The organism is Bombilactobacillus sp. ESL1197 (genome assembly GCF_058107145.1).
Map to the genome: position 1 here is coordinate 702,647 of NZ_JBYLTY010000001.1, position 21,965 is coordinate 724,611.

At 38.3% G+C, this 21,965-nt stretch carries 15 protein-coding genes; 14 read left to right on the forward strand and 1 reads right to left on the reverse strand.

The features are described from left to right. The first annotated feature begins 398 nt into the window (after window positions 1-398). Together tsaD and AC3B6B_RS03045 are read left to right on the forward strand one after the other, a co-directional pair. Window positions 399-1,421 (forward strand): tRNA (adenosine(37)-N6)-threonylcarbamoyltransferase complex transferase subunit TsaD, encoded by a 1,023-nt coding sequence (gene tsaD / locus AC3B6B_RS03040; protein ID WP_489757224.1) that lies wholly within the window; start codon window positions 399-401, stop codon window positions 1,419-1,421. A gap of 177 nt (window positions 1,422-1,598) precedes the next feature. Continuing rightward, complete coding sequence (locus tag AC3B6B_RS03045) at window positions 1,599-2,939, forward strand: aspartate aminotransferase family protein (RefSeq protein ID WP_489757225.1); 1,341 nt, start codon at window positions 1,599-1,601, stop codon at window positions 2,937-2,939. Between the two features lie 159 nt (window positions 2,940-3,098). On the opposite strand, the gene AC3B6B_RS03050 is transcribed toward AC3B6B_RS03045, so the two are convergent. Further along, entirely contained in the window at window positions 3,099-5,021 is a 1,923-nt protein-coding gene (locus AC3B6B_RS03050) for an ABC-F family ATP-binding cassette domain-containing protein (RefSeq protein WP_489757226.1), read from the reverse strand. Between the two features lie 362 nt (window positions 5,022-5,383). Here AC3B6B_RS03050 and AC3B6B_RS03055 point away from each other — a divergent pair, with 362 nt between their 5' ends. The 12 genes from AC3B6B_RS03055 (at window position 5,384) to mutS (ending at window position 21,876) form a co-directional block, all read left to right on the forward strand. Beyond that, window positions 5,384-7,309 (forward strand): BglG family transcription antiterminator, encoded by a 1,926-nt coding sequence (locus AC3B6B_RS03055; RefSeq protein WP_489757227.1) that lies wholly within the window; start codon window positions 5,384-5,386, stop codon window positions 7,307-7,309. A 2-nt stretch (window positions 7,310-7,311) separates the two neighbouring features. Next, complete coding sequence (locus tag AC3B6B_RS03060; protein ID WP_489757228.1) at window positions 7,312-7,758, forward strand: PTS sugar transporter subunit IIA; 447 nt, start codon at window positions 7,312-7,314, stop codon at window positions 7,756-7,758. A gap of 20 nt (window positions 7,759-7,778) precedes the next feature. Further along, the gene (locus tag AC3B6B_RS03065) at window positions 7,779-8,099 is read left to right on the forward strand and encodes a PTS fructose transporter subunit IIB (RefSeq protein WP_489757229.1); all 321 of its coding nucleotides are present in this window, start codon (window positions 7,779-7,781) and stop codon (window positions 8,097-8,099) included. Between the two features lie 22 nt (window positions 8,100-8,121). Next, window positions 8,122-9,219 carry a PTS fructose transporter subunit IIC gene (locus AC3B6B_RS03070; RefSeq protein WP_489757230.1) on the forward strand — a complete coding sequence of 366 codons (1,098 nt, stop codon included), beginning with the start codon at window positions 8,122-8,124 and terminating at the stop codon, window positions 9,217-9,219. 21 nt (window positions 9,220-9,240) lie between these two features. Further along, window positions 9,241-11,865, forward strand: coding sequence for a glycoside hydrolase family 38 N-terminal domain-containing protein (locus tag AC3B6B_RS03075; RefSeq protein ID WP_489757231.1), 2,625 nt, complete (start codon window positions 9,241-9,243; stop codon window positions 11,863-11,865). A gap of 103 nt (window positions 11,866-11,968) precedes the next feature. Further along, window positions 11,969-12,598, forward strand: a complete 630-nt coding sequence (locus AC3B6B_RS03080) for a redox-sensing transcriptional repressor Rex (RefSeq protein ID WP_489757232.1) — start codon at window positions 11,969-11,971, stop codon at window positions 12,596-12,598. Window positions 12,599-12,706: 108 nt separating this feature from the next. Beyond that, window positions 12,707-13,681 carry a mannose-6-phosphate isomerase, class I gene (gene manA / locus AC3B6B_RS03085; protein WP_489757233.1) on the forward strand — a complete coding sequence of 325 codons (975 nt, stop codon included), beginning with the start codon at window positions 12,707-12,709 and terminating at the stop codon, window positions 13,679-13,681. A gap of 322 nt (window positions 13,682-14,003) precedes the next feature. After that, window positions 14,004-15,935 carry an LTA synthase family protein gene (locus AC3B6B_RS03090; RefSeq protein WP_489757234.1) on the forward strand — a complete coding sequence of 644 codons (1,932 nt, stop codon included), beginning with the start codon at window positions 14,004-14,006 and terminating at the stop codon, window positions 15,933-15,935. 349 nt (window positions 15,936-16,284) lie between these two features. After that, window positions 16,285-16,569 (forward strand): co-chaperone GroES, encoded by a 285-nt coding sequence (gene groES / locus AC3B6B_RS03095; RefSeq protein ID WP_489757708.1) that lies wholly within the window; start codon window positions 16,285-16,287, stop codon window positions 16,567-16,569. Window positions 16,570-16,632: 63 nt separating this feature from the next. Continuing rightward, window positions 16,633-18,264, forward strand: coding sequence for a chaperonin GroEL (gene groL, locus AC3B6B_RS03100; RefSeq protein WP_489757235.1), 1,632 nt, complete (start codon window positions 16,633-16,635; stop codon window positions 18,262-18,264). A gap of 179 nt (window positions 18,265-18,443) precedes the next feature. Then, window positions 18,444-19,226 carry a TIGR00282 family metallophosphoesterase gene (locus AC3B6B_RS03105; protein WP_489757236.1) on the forward strand — a complete coding sequence of 261 codons (783 nt, stop codon included), beginning with the start codon at window positions 18,444-18,446 and terminating at the stop codon, window positions 19,224-19,226. A 58-nt stretch (window positions 19,227-19,284) separates the two neighbouring features. Continuing rightward, complete coding sequence (mutS, locus tag AC3B6B_RS03110) at window positions 19,285-21,876, forward strand: DNA mismatch repair protein MutS (RefSeq protein WP_489757237.1); 2,592 nt, start codon at window positions 19,285-19,287, stop codon at window positions 21,874-21,876. The last annotated feature ends 89 nt before the right edge of the window (window positions 21,877-21,965 follow it).

The following is a 21,965-nucleotide window of genomic DNA, read 5'->3' on the forward strand; positions in this document are numbered from 1 at the left end:
GCTGCAGTGTTTGATATAGCGCACCAAAAGCCAAAAGCTTGCGTTTAACTACAACTAAGCCCTCAAGTCAAAGACCGACTTAAGACCTTAGTTTAGGTTAATCTTCAGCTTTTAAGCGGCTTTTGTTGCAGTGTTTGATATAGCGCACCAAAAGCCAAAAGCTTGCGCTTAACTACAACTAAGCCCTCAAGTCAAAGACCGACTTAAGATCTTAGTTTAGGTTAATCCTCAGCTTTTAACCGGCTTTTGTTGCAGTGTTTGATATAGCGCACCCAGCAGCAGAAGCCTGCGTCTAGCTACGAATAAGTCCTCAAGTTTAAAAACCAAAACTTATGGCCTTATTCTAGGCTATACTCAACTTCTTATCGCTACTGGTTGCAGTATTTGAGAAGAGGTTAATGATGGATCAAGACGTATTGATTTTGGCATTTGAAAGTAGTTGCGACGAAACGAGTGTTGCAGTTATTAAAAATGGCCAGGAAATTTTATCAAATGTGATTGCGACACAGATTAAAAGTCATCAGCGTTTTGGTGGCGTGGTTCCCGAGGTTGCTAGTCGCCATCATGTTGAACAAATTATTCATTGCACAAAGTTGGCTTTAGCACAAGCTAAAGTAAATTATAAGGATTTGTCGGCGGTAGCTGTAACCTATGGTCCAGGATTAGTGGGCTCTTTATTAGTGGGCTTGATGGCGGCTAAAACGATTAGCTGGGCACATAATTTACCATTAATTGGTGTTAATCATTTGGCAGGACATATTTATGCAGCCAATTTAGTGAGTGAAATTAAGTATCCAGCGTTAGCTTTAGTGGTTTCTGGCGGGCACACAGAATTAGTTTATTTAACTGCACCAGGCGATTTTCAGATTTTGGGCGACACTCGTGATGATGCCGTTGGTGAGGCTTATGATAAAGTTGGTCGAATGTTGGGGGTTAATTATCCAGCTGGTAAAACCATTGACCAATGGGCTCACGAAGGCAAGCTTACTTATCAATTTCCGCGGGCAATGCTGAGCGAAGATAATCTAGACTTTAGTTTTAGTGGTATTAAAAGTGCCGTGATTAATACGATTCATCATGCTGATCAAATCGGTGAACAGATTAATAAAAAAGATATTGCTGCTAGTTTTCAAGCAGATGTCTTGGATATTTTGGTTACTAAAACTCAGCGCGCGTTACAAAAATATCCGACGCAGCAATTAATTGTTGCTGGCGGGGTAGCAGCTAATTCCGGTTTGCGCGAACGTTTGCAGACTGAAATTGATTCCAAAATTGAGTTAATTTTTCCACCATTACGCTTATGTGGCGATAATGCGGCAATGATTGGCGCTTTTGCGGATGTTAAATATCGAAAGCAAGATTTTAGTCCTTTAACACTGAATGCTGATCCAGGATTAGATTTTAGTTACGTTGGCGAATAATTAATTGCTTAAATTTCATTTAAAATGATTGTTTTTTAACAGTTGACAGCTATGATGACATAACTGTTAGCTGTTATTTTAGTTGGAGCAAACTTTGTGGGAAAATCAGTGATTGCTAAAATTTATTTTTAATGATAAACTAATTTAAATTTAATTATTAAGAAGAGATGATTAGAAATGACTGATCGTAATCAACAAATTTTGCAAGCAGAAAGTCAGGCCTTAGCCACAGCTTCACGAATTCAATATTTTAATTTAGTAATTAAAAAAGGAGAAGGGGCTATTTTAACAGATGAAAATGGCCACCAGTATATTGATCTATTAGCCAGTGCATCGGCTACAAATACGGGGCATGCGCATCCGCACATTGTGCAAGCTATTTGTGAACAAGCCCAAAATCTTATTGAATATACGCCAGCTTATTTTGCCAATCCCACTACCGCTCGACTAGCCCAACGCTTGGTTAAATTAGCGCCGATGAGTGGACCGGTAGAAGTTGCTTGGGGTAACTCTGGTTCAGATGCTAACGATGCAATTATTAAGTTTGCGCGCGCGTATACTAAAAGGCCATATATTGTCTGCTTTACGGGTGCTTATCATGGCTCTACTTACGGTTCAATGAGTGTTTCAAGTGTTAGTTTAAACATGGCCCGGAAAATGGGACCATTATTGCCAGATATCATTCGAGTACCTTATCCTGACAGCCACGAAAAGTTAGCTGGCGAAAGTGAAGCAGATTTTGTGCAACGGATGTTTCACGAATTTCAATTACCGTTCAATACTTATTTACCGGCTGAAGAGGTAGCCGCTATTTTGATTGAACCAATTCAAGGTGATGGTGGGATTGTAAAAGCCCCCCAGCAATATTTAGAATTAGTGGCCCAATTTGCGCATGATAATGGAATTTTATTAGCAATTGATGAAGTTAACCAAGGCATGGGACGAACGGGTAAGTGGTGGTCAATTCAACATTTTGGGATTGAACCCGATTTAATGTCCATGGGCAAGTCGTTGGCTTCAGGCATGCCGTTAAGTGCTGTTTTAGGTCGAAAAGAAATCATGGAATCCTTAGCGGCTCCGGCTAATGTTTATACAACAGCTGGTAATCCAGTGGTGACTGCTGCGGCCAACGCAACAATTGATGTAATTGAACAGGAACATTTGGTGGAACGTTCGCACAATTTAGGCCAAATTGCGGAGCAATTTTTCCAAGAGGAGCAAGCCAAATATGACTTTATTGGAGAAGTACGGATGTATGGTTTAAATGGAGGGATTGATATTATTAATCCCCAAACCCAGCAGCCTGATGTTGAATTGACAACGAAGCTAATTACGCGAATTTTTGATTTAGGAGCGGTTATGATTAGTTTACGGGGAAATATTTTGCGTTTTCAGCCACCGCTAGTAATTACTGAAGAACAATTACAACAGGCTTTTCAGATCATTGACCAAGCTTGTCAAGATGTGGCTGCTGGTAAAGTGGAATTACCTAGTGGTGATCAACATATTGGCTGGTAATCAGCTCCAAATTACGAACAGTTGGTAATTAAGTCTCATTTTTTAGTGCATCCAAAAGTTATTTTTAACAAAAAATCCTAGCGATGATTGTTCTTAAACGAACATCAGCTAGGATTTTTTTAGTCAAGACTGAATATTTTGGCATTAACCTCTTTGCCGTTAATCTAGTAGTGCTTCCCATTGATTTTCGGCTGTTTCTTTTTGGTCAGTCAATGTAGTTAATTGTTCTTGTAAATCTTGTAATTTAGTGTAACTACTCAAATTTTCAGGGAGTAACATTTCCTGGTTAATTTGGTCAATTTGTTGATCCAATTGATCAATTTGAGTTTCCAAGGCTGCTAATTCTCGGTCTTTTTTACGTTGGGCGCGTTGCTGGGCCTTGGATTGTTGATAATCCTGTTGACCTTGACTGGTTGTTGAATGTTCCGCATTCTGGGCGCCAGTTTGCTGTTCTTGAAGGGCTAAATTCTCTTCTTTTTTAGCTAAATAATAATCGTAATTACCTAGATAGATGGTACTTTCTGCTGGTTGCAATTCGAGTAATTTGGTCGAAATTTCATTTAATAGGTAGCGATCGTGAGAAACAAATAAGACTGTGCCAGCGAAATTTTTTAAGGCTTTTTCAAGGATCTCTTTACTTTGGATGTCTAAATGGTTAGTTGGTTCATCCATAATTAATAAATTATTGTGCTCCAAGGCCAATTTACATAAAGTTAACCGTGCTTTTTCACCACCAGATAGATCTTGAACGGTACTAAAGACACTGTCTGCCTGAAATAAAAATGATCCTAAAACTGTTCGAATATCTTTTTCATCCATAGTCGGATTAGCATCCCAAATCTCATGCAAGACATCTTTCGTAGAATCTAATTGGTTTAAAGTCTGATCATAATAGCCAACTTGGACGTTAGTGCCCCATTCGATACTACCTGCAAGCGGTGATAATTGCTTAATTAACGTTTTAATTAAGGTTGATTTGCCGACACCGTTAGGACCAATAATTCCCAAGCGCTCGCCTTTTTTGAGCTTAAAGGTAATTGCCTGATTTAATTGTTTATCCGGATATCCGGTTTGTAAATCTTTGACCTGTAAGACGTCATTGCCGCTATCTTTATGCACGGTAAATTGAAAATGGACATTGTTTGGTGTTCCTTGTGGGCGAGGTAGCCGCTCTAATTTTTCTAATTGCTTGCGGCGACTTTGGGCACGTTTGGTGGTGGAAGCCCGAACGATGTTCTTTTGAATAAAGTCTTCCGTTTTTTTAATTTCTTCTTGTTGTTTGTTATACGCTTTCCATGCTAAGTCCAAATCGTCAGCTCGTAATTTTAAATAACGTGAATAATTACCCGTGTAATGTTTCAAAGTACCATTTTCTAGCGCATAAATTTCCTTGACCGTATGGTCTAAAAAATATTGATCATGAGACACGATTAACAGTGCTCCGCGATAACTTTGTAAATATTTTTCGAGCCAATTTAAAGTATCAATGTCCAAATGATTAGTGGGTTCATCTAAAATTAATAAATCATGTTGTTCCAATAACATTTTGGCAAAAGCTAGGCGGGACTGTTCACCACCAGATAAGTGTAAAGCTGGTTCATCAAAGCGCTCAGCACTAAAACCAAAACCGGTTAGGACCGAACGAATTTCAGACCGGAAGCCGTAACCATTTTCGTCTTTAAATTTAACTTGTAACTGGTCGTATTGTTGTAATAATTTTTGATAAGCAGGAGTAGCTCCTTGGCTACTCTGTTGTGCAATTTGCTGTTCCAAAGAACGTAATTGACGTTCATCTTGCTGCACTTTTTCAAATATCCGTTCCATTTCTTCATAAATAGTATTCCCGGATTGAAAGGTGGGATTCTGTGCTAAGTAACCGATACTTAAATTATTTTGATAAATCATATGTCCGGCGTCAGCGTCTTGTTCTTGATTGATGATTTTTAATAAAGTTGATTTACCAGCTCCGTTAGGTCCGACTAAACCAATTCGGGCTTGCTCGGCAATTTGAAAATTTAAATGGTTGAATAAAACATCGCTGCCGAAACGACGTTCAATATTTTGTCCTTGTACAATTAACAATTTTAAGCTCCTAAAGTTTAAATTACATTCGAATCTTGGGGCGGATGATGTTATCCGTTGTTAAAATTATGCACCAATTATTGCTTGATATTATAGATTAGTATCACTGTGTGAAAAGTTTGTGGAAACATAATTTTGGCTAATCGAATTCTAGTTAATCTTATTTTAACACGGCGTTAGTCAATAATGTTCGTTGAAACGGTAGCTAATGTTGAAACCAGCTTAAATTGTCATCTTAATTAATATTTGAAGTTATTTTCTTCTGAATCAATCAGCGACAAAGTACACCTAAGGTAAGTGTACTTTTTTGAAGTTAAGTTTTGAAGCCGGTTACATTATGATGAAAATGTAAAAGTTAAGGAGTGATCCGTTTGGCGCCAAAGCATTCACCAAAAACTATTACAAAAAGTATTATTCAATTTATTTTGTCAAAACCAGTTGTCCATTATCAAGATTTAATGGAATACACAGGCCTATCGCGCAAAACGGTAGCTAAATATTTGAAGCAAGTTGAGCAATTTGTCCAACCATACGGCGTTAAATTAGTTCGCAAAAAAGGCTATGGCATTTACTTTACAGGTTCTACCAAAGACTTGTTAAATTTATTTCCACCAATGAATCCTAACAATGATGCCGTGGAACGGCAAATTAATTTAGTCTCGTTCTTGGTTAAAGCCCAGCAACCAGTTTTGTTAGATGACTTGGCCGCCCATTTTTTTGTCAGTCGCAGTACCTTAGAGCGTGATTTGAGTTCTCTGAAACAAAATTATCATTTACAGTTTAGTACTTCTCAACAAGGCATTAGGCTCAATAATTCTGAAGCTGAATTACGCCATTTTCAGACACAAATTATTCAAATGTATTGGGGCGAAGAGATTAAGCAAAATCAAAGTACTGGTCGGCTCACCCGCAATTTTCAAGTCCCTCCAGCTTTGAGCCAGCTAGTTGATAAGAAAATTTTGGATCGAACGCAAAAGGTTTTAAATCAATTTTTACAAAAATTACCCGGTAATATTAGTGAATACCAGTATGAATCTTTATTGATTCATTTAGCGTTAGCGATTCAAAAAATTCAATCTCAAAAAGCACCACCAGCTACCAAAACAGTAGCTTCATTTGCAATATCTACTAATACCCAACGTTTGGTTGCGCTAGTGGAACAAGAATTTCACTGCCAGTTATCAACAGTAGAAATTAATAGTTTAAATGTGCATGTTGTAGCGATTGAAGAAGGCTATCTGCCTAGTCCGGCGAGTGAAAATTCTAATCAAGAGTTAGTGACTTGGTTACAGCAAGTTTTGGTTAACTATGATGACTTATTAATTCAAAACTTGACTTTGCATTTACAACCGGCTTTGGTACGCATCAAAAATGGCATCAAAATTGACAATCCGTATCGTCATCAAGTGAAAGTTAATTTTCCCCAAGCCTTTGATCAAGCTCTGACTTTAGCAGATGCTATTTTTCAAAAATATCAAGTTCGCTTTCCCGAAGATGAAGTGGCCTATTTGTGTTTACATTTGGAATCATTTCGCGAGCGGCAGCAAAAAGAATTGCGCGAAGTTAGTGTCGTGATCGTTTGTAGTACCGGTTATGGAACTGCTGAATTAATTCGGCAAAAAATTCAGGATAAGTTACCGAAACTTAATGTAATTGGGACTTTATCGGTGACCGAGTTATTACGAAAACCTGTTAGTGCCGACATTATCTTAACAACGATTCCGCTTAAATTACAGACACAACAAGTAGTCATTCAAGTTAGTCCACTGTTAAATCAGCAAGAACTGCAGTTGTTACGCCAATTAAGCCAAAAGATTTGGCACGATAAATATTTGAAAGCAACTTTTTTGGATTTGGTGGCTAAACCAGCAATCATTGTTGATTCAACAGCACCAAGCCCCCAAATTGCTATTCAAGAAATTACGCAAGCTTTAGTGGCTAATCATTACGTGAAAGATACGATGCAAGAGTCAGCTTGGAAGCGAGAACAATTAGCTTCCACGGCTTTAGGAACTTACGCTATTCCCCATGGGGCTGCCGAACATGTTTTGAAACCGGTCATTGGTATTTTAACTTCTCAAAAAGGAATTTTGTGGGGTAAGGAAACGGTTTATGTAGTTTTCTTTATGGCGTTTAACGATACAGTCAAGGACAGTTTAGATGACATTTATGATTATTTCTACGATTTAACACAAAATGCTAAGCAAATGAAGCAGTTGAGAAATGCGCAAGATGTCGAAACGGTCGTTGAATGTTTGCAACATTCAACTGCAATCAAGGAGGGATAAGGATGGATCAGATTTTGACGAAGAACCAAATCTTTTTAAATCAACCGCTACGTTCGCAAACTGAGGTGTTTCATTTTATTGCCCAAAAAGCAGTTAGTTTAGGCGTTGGTGACGATGAACAAGCAATTTATGAATCGCTACAGGAGCGCGAACAACAGGCTTCAACAGGATTGCAGGATGGGATTGCGATCCCCCACACGCTTTCTCAGGCGATTAAGCAATCAGCAATTTTGTTTATTCGGACCCAAAGTCCGTTATCAGAGTGGCAAACGATTGATGATCAACCAGTTCAACAAATCATTGTGATGTTAGCTCCTCAAGATGGTGCGCAGGAGCATTTACAATTATTAGCCAATCTGGCCACTTCATTAATTGATGCCCCAAAGCGCCAAGCACTGGTTGCTAGTCAAAGTGTACAAGATGTTTATCAAATTTTAACTAATAATTAAAGCGAAAAGGAAGTAAAATTATGGATTTTGTAGCAATTACCTCTTGCCCCGCAGGTTTAGCCCATACCCCTATGGCTGCTAAAGCATTAGAGAAAGCCGCCCAAGAACTGCAGCTTTCAGCCAAGGTTGAACAACAAGGAGCTATGGGTCTCAAAAATGAAATCACGGAACAAGAAGCTCAAAGTGCGAAGTTCTTGTTAATTGGTTCTGACCAAAAAATTGAAAAAATGGATCGTTTTAAGGGGATTCCCACCGTTCGCGTGGATATCAATATGTGCATTAAAAAACCGAAGGCAGTAATTAACAAAGTGATGAAAGCAGTGGCTCAGAAAAAAGCTTAGTGACGCTTCAGAGGTGAAAATTATGAAAAAGTTATTATCACAGTGGAAAGGCTACTTAATGTCGGGGATTTCTTACATGTTACCCGTAGTTATTGGTGGTTCGCTAGTCGTAGCTGTGCCTAAATTAATTGGTTTATTATTTGGCATTACAAGTTTTGATCATTATAAAACGGGTTTTTGGTTTTACATGGGTCAAATTGAGGCTGTTGGTTGGATTGGTGTCGGCTTAGTTAATCTTGTCTTGGCGGGTTATATTGCTTATGCCATTGGTGATAAGCCAGCTTTAGCCGCCGGTTTTATTGGTGGTTCCTTAGCTTCTAGCTCCAACATGGGGTTTTTAGGAGCATTGGTTGCTGGTTTTGCAGCTGGTTATACTGCTAAATGGTGCCATGACAAAATCCGTGTCAGTGCTAAATATGAATCCATTATGCCATTAGTAGTAGTACCACTTTTATCGACCATGGTCGTGGCGTTATTAATGGGTGTCTTATTGAAGCAACCATTGGCTTGGATTAATAGTTCTTTAGTCGCTTGGATTAAGGCAATGAGTAACAGTGGGGTCAGCGCGATGACTCTAGCAATCATTATGGGAGCGATGATTGGATCTGATTTAGGCGGTCCAATTAATAAAGCGGCTTGGATGGCTGGTAATGTGCTATTGGCAGAAAAAGTTTATACTCCGGCAATGATTGTAAATATTGCGATTGCTGGTATTCCTTTAGGCTATGCGTTTGCTACTTTATTTTATAAAAAACGTTTTTCTAATGAATTGTTGGATGCCGGACGTAGTGATTGGTTCATGGGTTTTATCGGTATTACTGAAGGGGCCATTCCGTTTACGTTAGTTAGTCCGTTAAAATTGATTCCCATTAATATGCTTGCTGGAGCAGTGGGCCCCGCACTTGCGATTTTATTAGGGGCTCAAGCCAAGATTCCACCAGTTGGTGGTATTTATGGTGCAGTAACAGTAACTAACTGGTGGGCATATCTAATTGGACTCTTTGCTTGCGCTTTGATTATTGGAATATTAGCGCCGTTAGCCGTTGATTTTAACCAAAATAATACGCCAGATGTTGATGGTGAAGCAGACGAAGAAGATATTGAGATTGAATTTGAATAAAAATATGGGAGTAAATAATATATGGTAACGGCACATTTTGTTAATCATACTCATTGGGATCGCGAATGGTATTTTACAACTCAAGATGCTCAAGTTCTCAGTGATCAATTATTCGGTGAGGTTTTAACAGAGTTAGAGCAACATCCAGAGGCTAACTTTACTTTCGATGGGCAATTATCGATTGTGGAGGAATATTTAACCCTGCATCCAGAAGATCGACAGAGAATTAAGCAATTGGTTTTGCGCAAGCAATTATTTATTGGTCCTTGGTATACCCAAACAGATGCATTAATACCAGATAGTGAATCCATTATTCGTAATTTAGTGATTGGCATTATTGGCAGTCGCCAACTCTTTGGGCAGGCCATGATGATTGGCTATTTACCTGATACCTTTGGTTTTAATGCACAATTACCGATGCTATTAAATCAAGTCGGCATTCAAGATTTTATATGTTGGCGGGGTACTAATTTTGCTCGACAAGTCGATTCAGTTTACTTTAAGTGGCAGGGCTTGGGAAATAACCAAGTTTATGCAGCTAACTTTCCCTTAGGTTATTATACGGGGCAAATTGATTTAAATTCGAAGCAGCATTTACAAGAGTTTGTCGAGCAAAGATTAGACCCAGGAATTGACCTAGAAGCTAAACATGGTCATAATGATCCCGTTTTAATTCCTTCGGGGATTGATCAGATGAATATTATCCATAATATTTCCCAGGTAATTCAACAATTAAATCAATATAGTAAACACCAAATAGTGTTGAGCAGTTATCCCCAATTTATGCAACAATTGCGCCACCAAGATTTGCCTCAGTATCAAGGCGAATTACGTTATCCTACCTATTCACGGGTGCATCGGACGATTGGGTCAGTGCGCTCGCAGCTTAAACGTCAAAATTTCAAGTTAGAACAACAAATTTTACGCCGAGTTGAACCGATGCTGGTTATTGCCCAAGCTTGTGGAATCAAAGTGTCCAACGGATTAGTTTTAAAACTTTGGAAAAAGTTATTAAAGTGTCAACCGCATGATACATTAGGCGGTAGTATCACGGATAATGTTGCTGTTGATGTTCAGCAACGTTTCAAAGAAGGTTTCGAACTTGCTGCCGGAATTGAAAATTATATTAAGAAGCGCTTAGCGCAACGTTTAAATCTGGATAGTAATCAATTGTTACTATTTAATACTTCACCACGGGTATTTGATGGTTATCAAGAAGTAGAATTTTTAACGACTAGTAAAAAAGTGAAATTTGCTGAACAATATCAAGCTGTTCTAGTTCGTGCAACTTATGTCCCTAAACGTGAGCATATTATGCAACAAACCGCCAAAGGTTTTGAATTTAAAGATGAGCCGGGCTATTATCGATTGACGGTTCGGTTAAAGATGCACTATGAAGGATTAGGCTATCAGGTGGTTTCTTATCAAGTAGCTCCAACGGAGCTAGCAACTTTAGAAGATAGTTCATCTGTGTCCATTAACAATCAAAAGTGGCAAGTTCAATACACAGGAACAAGCTTTACTGCTCAAACGCAAGGTCACGTTTATCCACAGCTGTTAGAAATTTTAGATTCGGGCAATGATGGTGATACGTATGATTATTCGCCTTTACCGCAGGAACAAGAAGTCAGCTTGCCGTTAACTGGACAATGTCAAGTGCAGACTGCTCCTAATTTACAAACTATGACGGTTCAAGGTACTTGGCAGTTACCTAAATCTTTAGCTGAAAGGCAAAAGGACCATCCACAATTAATTGACGTGAACTTCAAAATTATTTTAAGTTTAGCAACAAGTTCTTCGGTGCTAGATGGTCAATTAATTATTGACAACCAAGCTTTAGATCATCGCTTGAGATTAAAGATTAACACGGGTATCAAAAGTTCACAGGCGTGGGCGCAAATCCAAGGCGGTTTTCGAACCACTACTAATTTGCCTATTGCGGATAATTGGCAAGACGAGTTTGTTGAAAAACCGGTCAATCTTTATAACTTTGATAAAGTTGTGGGCATGTATGAGCCCAAGCAAGGTTTGTTTTTGTTAAGTGGCGGCATGAAAGAATACGAATTATTGGATCAAAGCTTTGCCGTCACTTTACTAGCCACTACGGGTCAATTAGGAAAACCCAATTTGTTGTGGCGCCCTGGGCGAGCTTCGGGCGACACTACTAGTATCGGTCATCAGATGACGCCAACACCACTAGCTGAAGAAATCGGCTTAAATCATTTTGCGTTTGGATTAGTGGCAGTTGCAGACTTAGACGAGAATCAGTTAGCACGGACTGCTGAAAATTGGTTGGCCCCCAATGTTAATTACCAGTTACAAAAACTGAATTTATTTGTCAATCGGTTAGATAATAAAATTTGGGATGTTGAATTTGATAAATCATTACCTCAGTTACCACGCCAAGCGACTTTCTTACGGTTGGATCCGGATGTAACGATTACGGCTCTCTACTGTGCTTATACAATTCAGAATGCGATTGTGGTTAGATTGAGTAATCAAGCGAATAAAACGGTTGCTTTAACGGAATTCTTAGCGGCTGGTTTTCAACGAACCAATGCGTTAGAAGAAGTTCAGTCTTTACAAGCAGACGCGCAACAACTAGCACCGTATGAGATGGCAACTTTTATCAAAATTAATGGTTAATTTTCAAGGTAATAACTTTGTGATTTTATTTACTTGACATTGTGATATTAAAAGGTAGATACTGAAAGTATCAATTATACTTGTTCACAAGGGGATATTAACCATGACAAAATACAAAATACCAAATGCTACTATTAAGCGTTTACCGTTGTATCATCGTTACTTTCAATTTTTAAATGATTCCAATACTAAAAAGATTTCCTCAACAGAATTAGCTAAAGCTGTTCAAGTGGATAGTGCGACGATTCGGCGTGATTTTTCTTACTTTGGTTCTTTAGGTAAACGGGGTTACGGCTACGAAGTTGAACCAATGCTGGAATTTTTTAAAAAGTTACTTAACCAAAGTCAAACGACGAAAGTAGCGTTGGTCGGAGTAGGTAACTTAGGTAGTGCATTATTAAACTATAACTTTTCACAGACGAACAATATTAAGATTACGGCCGCTTTTGATCAGAATCCGGAATTAATCGGCCAAACTGTCAATGGTGTGCAAGTTTATGATGTCGATTCTTTAGAACAACGTTTAGCAGATGAACAGATTGATGTTGTGATTTTGTCAGTACCAGTCATCAGTGCACAAAAGGTCGCTGATGAACTGGTAGCAGCCAACGTCAAGGGTATTTTGAACTTTACGCCGTTAAGATTGGCAACTCCTAATTCTGTGCGCGTGCACAATGTTGATTTAGCGAATGAATTACAAACATTAATTTATTTCTTAGATAACTATAGTTAAATTAAATGTTTAACTTTTGATTCACCTTTTAGCTTGTAAGGCGAGAATTTTGCGGTAAGTTAGTAGTAATTTTGGTTGATTACGGCTGCTTTTATTAGGAGGTATTAGATGGAACCATTTTTACAACCCGCTTTCCAAAAAAAAATTTGGGGTGGGCGTAAGCTACAAGAACGTTTTGGTTATCGCATACCTGATGGTCAAGTGGGAGAATGTTGGGCCATCTCTGCTCATCCGCATGGTTTATCAACTGTTAAAAATGGACCTTTTGCTGGGCAAGATTTAGCCCAACTATGGCAAAAACAACCAGAGCTGTTTGGCTACCCGCAAGGAAAAGTTTTCCCTTTATTGACTAAGATTTTAGATGCGGAAGCTAGTTTATCCGTCCAGGTGCATCCAGATAATGCTTATGCCAAAGTACATGAAGGTGAGCTAGGCAAAACGGAGTGTTGGTATATTATTGATGCCCAGCCTGGTGCCTATTTGATTTATGGACATAATGCGCAAACTAAGGCAGAATTACAAGCACTGATTGACTCGGGAGACTGGGAACATTTGCTCAAAAAAATGCCAGTCAAAACAGGAGATTTTGTTTTTGTGCCTAGTGGGTGTGTTCATGCGTTAAATCAAGGAATTATTGCCTTAGAAACACAACAAAGTAGTGATACTACTTATCGTTTGTATGATTATGATCGTATTGAACAAGCTACCGGTCAAAAACGCCAACTGCATTTAAAACAGGCTCTAGATACGATTACTGTTCCTTTCCAAACACCAAAACTTAATCAAGCGGTCCAGCAATTTGGTGCTAGTTCCATCACCACTTATGTGAAACCACCTGTTTCGCCATACTTTGCAGTGTGGGGCTTACAAGTGCAACATGATGCTTTAAGTTTGCAACATCAGTTGGGTGCTTACACCTTATGTTCCGTGATTTCCGGAACGGGACAGCTAGTGATTGCTGGGAAAACCTACGAGTTACAGTTAGGTGATCACTTTATTATTCCGGCGCCAATTACTGCTTGGCAATTTCAAGGGGAAAATCTCCAAATAATTGCTTCCGAAGCAATTGACAAGGTCGATTAATATTCAAAAAAGAGTCGGGACAAAAAGTTTTGAGAAGTTAAACACAGATTTTTGACTTTTGAAGTCACTATCAGCAGAGAATATTTGTTTAATTTACGAAATTTTTTGTTTTGACTTTTTAATACTTAATATGAGGTTGTGACAAAAGCAATTTAGCTGCTAGTTACAACCTCATTTTTAAATATTTAATTTAATATTTTTTGTAATACCGCATTTTAACTGCTTTTGACTTATCGGCAAATTATGCTAGTAATATACCTATCTAAATTAGATTGTGCTAAAATTTAAAACTGTATTAATTTAAGTCGAAAGAGGATTTATTGTGCATAATCTAACTGTCAAACGCTTTATGTATTTTTTACTGCAAGTACTTTTAGTGTGTTTAATTGCTTACGGATTTTATTTTGAATTTCAACTAGCTTTAACCGGTAGTTTGACACACGGCTATCATGAGATGTTCTGGGAAATTAAGAATAATCCTGTCGTCACGCGAATCAACTGGTTTTGCCTAGTAGTTATTATAACGATGCTAATTGCGCTGTTAGGTGATTATTGGTGGGGAATATCCCTGAGCGTCATTATTTTTAGTATTATTTTATATGTGGACTTTAATAAAATTATTTCACGTTCTGAACCATTGTTACCTAATGATTTAAACATGGCTGGTCAAGCTGGTGGTTTAATTAAAATGGTCAGTTGGCAATCATTATTACTTTTAGCCATTGGCATTGTATTACTACTTGTAGCGGCCTACCTGTTACACAAAGTTACCAAAGGCTTGTGGTTAAAAAATCATCGGGTGCTGTGGCCGTTGAGAATTGGCTTTTTGGTGTTAGCAATAATAGCTTTAAGCTTGTTCTCACAAGCAGGAAATACGCGCTCTTTTGCTTCTAAACAATTGGCGAAGCATAATATTACTAATGTTGATCGTTCACAATTGGCCAATTATCGTAATCGGGGTACTTTAATTGGTTTTGTCTTTAATGCCCATTCTACGCCAATGATTAAGCCTGCTAATTATAGCGCGGCGACTATGAAGCAAATTACTAAACGTTATCAAAAAGGTTTGGTTAAAGCCAATCAAGGGAAAAAAGTTGGGAAAGTTAACATTATTTATATTTTAAATGAATCTTTAACCAATCCTTTACGGACACAGAAATGGTATCCCCTTGTTGGCAATAAAAATCCGATGCCTTATATTTCTAAGATGATTACGAATCCTACGGTCCAACAAGCTGGCGGTTATATGGTGTCTCCTGGCTTTGGTGGAGGGACGGCTAATATTGAATTTGAAGCCAATACAGGTTTCTCCAATTACTTTTTAAACAATACGCCCTATCAGGATATTTTACCGAATAAAAAATATTTTCCGAGTGTCATGCATTATTTAAATGATGCTGGCTATAATTCACAGGCCTACCATCCTTATGCCGGCACTATGTATCGTAGAAATCAAGCTTATCCAGCGATCGGTATCCATAAATTCCAAGATCAATCGAAATTACAGCATTTAAAGAAGTCACCACATGGTTTGTATGATACAGATGCCTCCGCCTATCCGAACTTTTATGCACAACAAAAAAAGTCTAGTCGCCAATTTAGTTTGATGTTGACGATGCAAAACCATATGCCTTATCAAGCAGAAATAGGTCCCAAAAGTTCTTATCAACTCCAGAATAAAGTAGCCGGAGATGCTGATAAGACTAAAAAATTAGAAGCTTATCTTCAAGAAGTTCACGATTCGGATCAAGCGTTTAAGCAATTAGTGCAACATTATCAACACGCTAAGCAAAAAACGTTAATTGTCATGTATGGCGATCATTATCCTGGTGATGGTATTTATGATGATCTCTTCAATCAGAATACCTTGTATTCTCATGCAACGCCGTTTGTGATGGCGGCTAATTTTCCTTTACAGACGCATCATTATAATTACTTCTCACCCAACTATATGTCCTTACAGTTATTGCAACAACTTAACTATCCGCAAACTCCGTTTTATCAATTATTGGAACAATTACAACAGCAAGTTCCAGTTTTGACCAAACCACTACAAATTTCTGGTACGGGCCAACAGAATCGAACCAAAGTAAGCAACGATACGTATGCGTTAACTGCTAAAAATGTTCACGGCCCTAAAAATGCTAAGTGGGATCAATCACGAGTTTATAAAGATTATCGGTTATTAGAATATGATATGACTTATGGTAAAGCTTACGCTAAAAAGGATGGTATGTTTCAAATTCCCCGCTAGTCATAGCTGAATCGGGTCAACAATTTGAAAACTATTTTGCAAAATTAATTATCTAATAATTTCATACGTGGCTTGAAAGCTATTTATGCTCCAAATTTGATAAATCAAGTGAGTCGTCCATTACGGGCGACTTTTTGATTAAAAAAAGTAAAGGAAGATTACTAGATTTTGAGCCAATTAATGTGTTTTCAAAGCAATCTGTGCTACTGTAAAAAAGTAAGTTTTCCGAATATTTTTAAACGGAAATACTTGCATCTGGAAAGGAACATGTTATTATAGAACTTGTATTAGCACTATATAAAGATGAGTGCTAAGAGTGCTAAAAATGTTTTTATTTGGAGGGATTACTTTGTTAAAGCCATTAGGTGATCGTATTCTGGTACAAGTTGATGAAGAAAAGGAACAAACAGTTGGTGGAATTGTTCTAGCCAATAATGCTAAAGAAAAGCCACAAGTTGGTGAAGTTATTGCTGTTGGCGCCGGTGAACGGACACCAGAAGGTAAAACAATTGAATTAAGCATTCAAAAAGGCGATAAAGTCTTATTTGATAAATATGCTGGTTCAGAAGTTAAGTATGACGGCCAAAAATATCTCGTAATGCATGAAAAAGATGTCATGGCAATTGTTGACTAATTTTTGTAATTAATTAGAAATTAAGAACATAAAGTATTAAATAATAATTGAGGTGGCTGAAAAATGACAAAAGAAATTAAATTTTCAGAAGACGCACGGGCTAAGATGCTTGAAGGCGTTAATAAATTAGCAGATACAGTAAAAACAACAATTGGACCTAAAGGTCGTAACGTTGTTTTGGAACAATCCTATGGTTCTCCAAATATTACCAACGATGGTGTAACTATCGCCAAAGATATTGAATTAGAAGATCATTTTGAAAATATGGGTGCTAAATTAGTTTCTGAAGTTGCTTCAAAGACTAATGATATTGCCGGTGACGGTACAACCACTGCGACAGTTTTAGCTCAAGCAATTATTCAAGAAGGCATGAAGAACGTAACTGCTGGTGCGAACCCTGTTGGTATTCGGACGGGAATTGAGAAGGCTACTGCTACTGCTGTTGATGAATTGCGGAAGATTTCTCACGAAGTTAGTGGCCGTGATCAAATTGCTCAAGTTGCCGCAGTTTCTTCTTCCAATCAACAAGTTGGTGAATTAATTGCCGATGCGATGGAAAAAGTTGGCCATGATGGTGTAATTACCATTGAAGAATCAAAGGGTATTGAAACAACTTCTGATGTTGTTGAAGGTATGCAATTTGATCGTGGTTACTTATCACAATACATGGTAACTGATAACGATAAAATGGAAGCCGATTTAGATAATCCATACATTTTAATTACTGACAAGAAGATTTCCAACATTCAAGATATTTTGCCATTATTACAATCAATCGTGCAACAAGGCAAAGCTTTATTGATTATTGCTGATGATGTTGATGGTGAAGCTTTACCAACATTGGTTTTGAACAAGGTTCGGGGCACGTTCAATGTTGTAGCTGTTAAAGCACCTGGTTTTGGCGATCGTCGTAAGGAACAGTTAGAAGATATTGCGATCTTGACTGGTGGTACTGTCATTACAGCTGATTTAGGCTTAGAATTAAAAGACACAACCATTGATCAATTAGGTCAAGCAGGTCGTGTAACTGTTACTAAAGACAACACAACAATTGTCCAAGGTTCTGGTTCTAAAGATGCGATTGATGAACGGGTTGATTTAATTAAGAAGCAAGTTAGCGAAACAACTTCTGACTTTGACCGTGAAAAGTTACAAGAACGTTTAGCTAAATTAGCTGGTGGCGTTGGTGTGATTAAAGTTGGTGCCGCTACTGAAACCGAATTAAAAGAACGCAAATATCGGATTGAAGATGCTTTGAATGCTACGCGGGCCGCTGTTGAAGAAGGCTACGTTGCTGGTGGTGGTACAGCTTTGATGAATGTCATTCCAGCTGTTGCTAAATTAGCTGAAAGCGAAACTGGCGATGTGCAAACTGGTATTAACATTGTTAAGCGGGCTTTAGAAGCACCAGTTCGGCAAATTGCAGAAAATGCCGGCAAAGAAGGCTCTGTCATTGTTGAACATTTGAAGGCACAAGATAATGAAGTTGGTTATAATGCCGCAACTGACAAGTGGGAAAATATGGTTGAGGCTGGAATTATTGACCCAACTAAAGTAACTCGCTCTGCTTTACAAAATGCAGCCAGCGTTTCGGCTTTGATTTTAACAACAGAGGCTGTTGTTGCTGATAAGCCTGAACCTGCTGCTCCTGCAGCACCAGCTGACCCTAATGCTGGTATGGGCGGTATGATGTAATTAATATTGATTGTTAATCAAAAAGACATTTCTTCGGAAATGTCTTTTTTTTAATCACACGGATTTTTTGCGTCAATTATTAATTCTCAAACACTTCGGCACTAATGAGATTAATTAGCAGAAGTTTTAGTGGTATCATTAAGTCTTAAGTAGCTAAATAATAGATAAGGAAAGTATTTATGCGAATTATTTTTGTGGGTGATGTCATGGGAGATTTGGGACTGCAAGCTTTGCAAACATATCTTCCACAAATCAAGGCACATTTTCGCCCCCAAGTGACGATTGTTAACGGTGAAAATGCTGCTAAAGGACGAGGCATTAAGGAACAACAATTTAAAAAGATTTTAAAAGCGGGAGCAGATGTGATTACACTGGGAAATCATGCTTTTGATCAGTCAGAAGTGAATGATTTACTGGAACAGAATGATAATTTGGTGCGACCTGCTAATTACCCTGGGGCAGTTCCGGGAGCAGGAATGACAATTAAACAAGTCAATCAGGAGCAATTAGCAGTAATTAATTTACAAGGGCGCGCTTTAATGAATGCAATTGATGACCCTTTTCAAATAGCCGATCAATTATTGGCGCAAATTCCGGATCAAGCGCAAATTTTTATTGACTTTCATGCAGAAACAACTAGTGAAAAAGCGGCATTGGCTTACTATTTAGATGGTCGAGTGGCGGCAGTTGTCGGGACACATACACATGTGCAAACCAATGATGCCCGAGTTCTGCCGAAAGGGACAGCATTTTTGACAGATGTGGGCATGACGGGGGATTATGACGGAATTATTGGCGTTCAAGCCCAGAGTAGTATTCGCCGCTTTTTAACACAGAGACCAACTCGTTATGAATTAACGGAACATGGTCGTCCCCAAATTAATTATTGCGTAATTGATCTAGAAACGAAAAATAAAATTCATGCGTATCAAATTAATCCGGATCGTCCGTTTGTTGAATAAAAGTTGCTGTTTTTTGAATTAATTTGATCAATAAGATCCTAGCCTAGAGGAGTTTTGTATGCCACAAACTACTAAAGATACACCAATGATGCAACAATATTTAAAAATCAAAAAGGATTATCCAGATGCTTTTTTGTTTTATCGGATTGGTGATTTCTATGAAATGTTTTACGATGATGCAATTAAAGGGGCACAAATACTAGAATTAACCTTGACAGCCCGCAATAAAAATGCCGCTGATCCGATTCCCATGTGTGGGGTGCCCCACCATGCCGTGCAAAGTTATATTGATGTTTTGGTAGATAAAGGGTATAAAGTTGCTATTTGTGAGCAATTAGAAGATCCCAAAGAAGCTAAGGGGATGGTCAAGCGCGGGATTATCAAATTAGTTACGCCAGGAACTAGTTTGGAAGATAAGCCGAATCAAAGCCGAGAGAATAATTATTTGGCGGCCGTAATTTTTCAAGATCAAGAATATGGTTTTGCCTATACGGACTTGTCCACCGGTGAAGTGCGGGTAACTGCGTTTCATAATTGGCAGCAAGTTCAAAATGAATTATTAAATTTACGCTCTAAGGAAGTTGTGATTGCGGCCACTTTAGATCAAGACCAACAGGACCAACTAAAAAAGATGGGAATTTTGGTATCCAGTGAGCAACCCCAGCAAGCTTACGCCGAAGTAGCTTTTGTGACGCAAAAAGTCCAGTCTGAGCTCCAACGTCAGGCGATTACTTATTTAATTTCTTATTTAATTGAAACTCAAAAACGTTCTTTGGCGCACTTGCAGATCGCCCAAGTTTACCAAACTAGTAAATATTTACAAATGGATCACAATGTTCAAAGTAACTTAGAATTATTTCGTTCCCTAAGGACCGGAGAAAAGTCAGGGACATTAGCTTGGCTATTAGACAAAACTAAGACTGCGATGGGTAGCCGTTTGTTAAAGCAATGGCTGCAACGCCCATTACTAGATGCAGCTCTTCTTCAAAAGCGTCAAGATTTAGTTCAAATTTTATTGGATAATTTTTTTCAACGGGGCAATTTACAAGATTATTTAACGAAGGTTTATGATCTGGAACGTTTAGCCGGGCGAATTGCGTTTGGCAATGTTAATGGGCGCGATTTGATTCAATTGGCAACTTCTTTACAGCAAGTTCCTTTAATTAAGGAAACTTTGTTAGATTTACATGATCCGTTACTAGATGATTTGTTAACCAAAATGCCAGAATGTCAGGAAGTTGTGCAATTGATTCAACAAGCGATTGTTGATGATCCGCCAATTTCTGTGACGGAAGGTAACTTAATTCGTGATCACTACGATCAACAACTTGATCAATACCGCAGTGCGATGACGAATGGGAAGGCTTGGATTGCTCAACTACAAGCAGATGAACAACAAGCTACAGGCATTAAGAACTTAAAAATTGGTTTTAACCGGGTGTTTGGTTACTATATTGAAGTAACTAATGCGAATAAAGCCCAGGTGCCCACGGATCGCTATGAACGCAAGCAGACATTAACTAATTCAGAACGCTATATTACGCCGGAATTAAAAGACAAAGAACGTTTGATTTTGGAAGCAGAAGAAAAATCGACGTTACTAGAACACCAATTATTCAAACAAGTTCGGCAACAAATTAAAGAACAAATTGAGCAAATTCAAGCTTTAGCTCAAATTTTAGCCCAGTTGGATGTTTTACAAAGTTTTGCGGTAATTAGTGAGGATCAGCATTATGTTCGCCCACAATTTACGCACAATCATGAAATTAAAATTGTTAATGGTCGTCATCCGGTGGTTGAAAAAGTATTAGGTAGTGATAGTTATATTCCTAACGATGTGAAGATGAACGATCAAACTGATATTTTATTAATTACAGGTCCTAATATGTCTGGTAAAAGCACATATATGCGGCAAACGGCGTTAATTGTCATTATGGCGCAGATTGGATGTTTTGTTCCCGCCGATGCGGCTACGCTGCCGATTTTTGATCAGATTTTTACGCGGATTGGTGCCGCTGATGATTTAATTGCGGGCAATTCCACCTTTATGGTCGAAATGATGGAAGCCAATGATGCCTTGCAGCACGCGACGAGTAATTCTTTGATTATTTTTGATGAAATTGGGCGGGGAACGGCGACTTATGATGGAATGGCTTTGGCACAGGCAATTATTGAGTATTTAGATCAAACAGTTCATGCCAAAACGCTGTTTTCCACACACTATCATGAATTAACCCAATTAGCTCAAGATTTAACCACGGTAACGAATGTACACGTGGATGCAACTCAAGAAAATGGGCAATTAGTCTTTTTGCATAAGGTTTTAGCAGGTCCCGCTGATAAGTCGTACGGAATTCATGTTGCAAAATTGGCAGGTTTGCCGACTGATCTATTACAGCGGGCACAAGAGATTTTAGATAATCTGGAACACAAACCGACTAATTTACAAAAAACACCAGTTTCCCAAGCAGTCCAACCCGTCGTTAATCAGGTACAAGAAGCCCCAGTGGAGCAACAATTATCTTTATTTTCAGAAAGTGATGCTACTCATCAAGAATTATTACAAGAATTGCAGCAAGCTAATGTGTTGAATATGACGCCATTAGAGGCGTTAAATTTCTTGTATCAATTACAAGCCAAATTACATTAATTTTCTGCATCAAAGTTGTTCAAAAATTAAGTAGTAGCAATACTAACTGCTGAGAAGTTTTGCAAGCCAATTGTGTTAGTAAACATTAG

What these genes read in the sequence shown, in the direction of transcription:
- tsaD (WP_489757224.1), top strand. Translation starts at nt 399, where the DNA reads ATGATGGATCAAGACGTATTGATTTTGGCATTTGAAAGTAGTTGCGAC.
- AC3B6B_RS03045 (WP_489757225.1), top strand. Translation starts at nt 1,599, where the DNA reads ATGACTGATCGTAATCAACAAATTTTGCAAGCAGAAAGTCAGGCCTTA.
- AC3B6B_RS03060 (WP_489757228.1), top strand. Translation starts at nt 7,312, where the DNA reads ATGGATCAGATTTTGACGAAGAACCAAATCTTTTTAAATCAACCGCTA.
- AC3B6B_RS03065 (WP_489757229.1), top strand. Translation starts at nt 7,779, where the DNA reads ATGGATTTTGTAGCAATTACCTCTTGCCCCGCAGGTTTAGCCCATACC.
- AC3B6B_RS03070 (WP_489757230.1), top strand. Translation starts at nt 8,122, where the DNA reads ATGAAAAAGTTATTATCACAGTGGAAAGGCTACTTAATGTCGGGGATT.
- AC3B6B_RS03075 (WP_489757231.1), top strand. Translation starts at nt 9,241, where the DNA reads ATGGTAACGGCACATTTTGTTAATCATACTCATTGGGATCGCGAATGG.
- AC3B6B_RS03080 (WP_489757232.1), top strand. Translation starts at nt 11,969, where the DNA reads ATGACAAAATACAAAATACCAAATGCTACTATTAAGCGTTTACCGTTG.
- manA (WP_489757233.1), top strand. Translation starts at nt 12,707, where the DNA reads ATGGAACCATTTTTACAACCCGCTTTCCAAAAAAAAATTTGGGGTGGG.
- groL (WP_489757235.1), top strand. Translation starts at nt 16,633, where the DNA reads ATGACAAAAGAAATTAAATTTTCAGAAGACGCACGGGCTAAGATGCTT.
- AC3B6B_RS03105 (WP_489757236.1), top strand. Translation starts at nt 18,444, where the DNA reads ATGCGAATTATTTTTGTGGGTGATGTCATGGGAGATTTGGGACTGCAA.
- mutS (WP_489757237.1), top strand. Translation starts at nt 19,285, where the DNA reads ATGCCACAAACTACTAAAGATACACCAATGATGCAACAATATTTAAAA.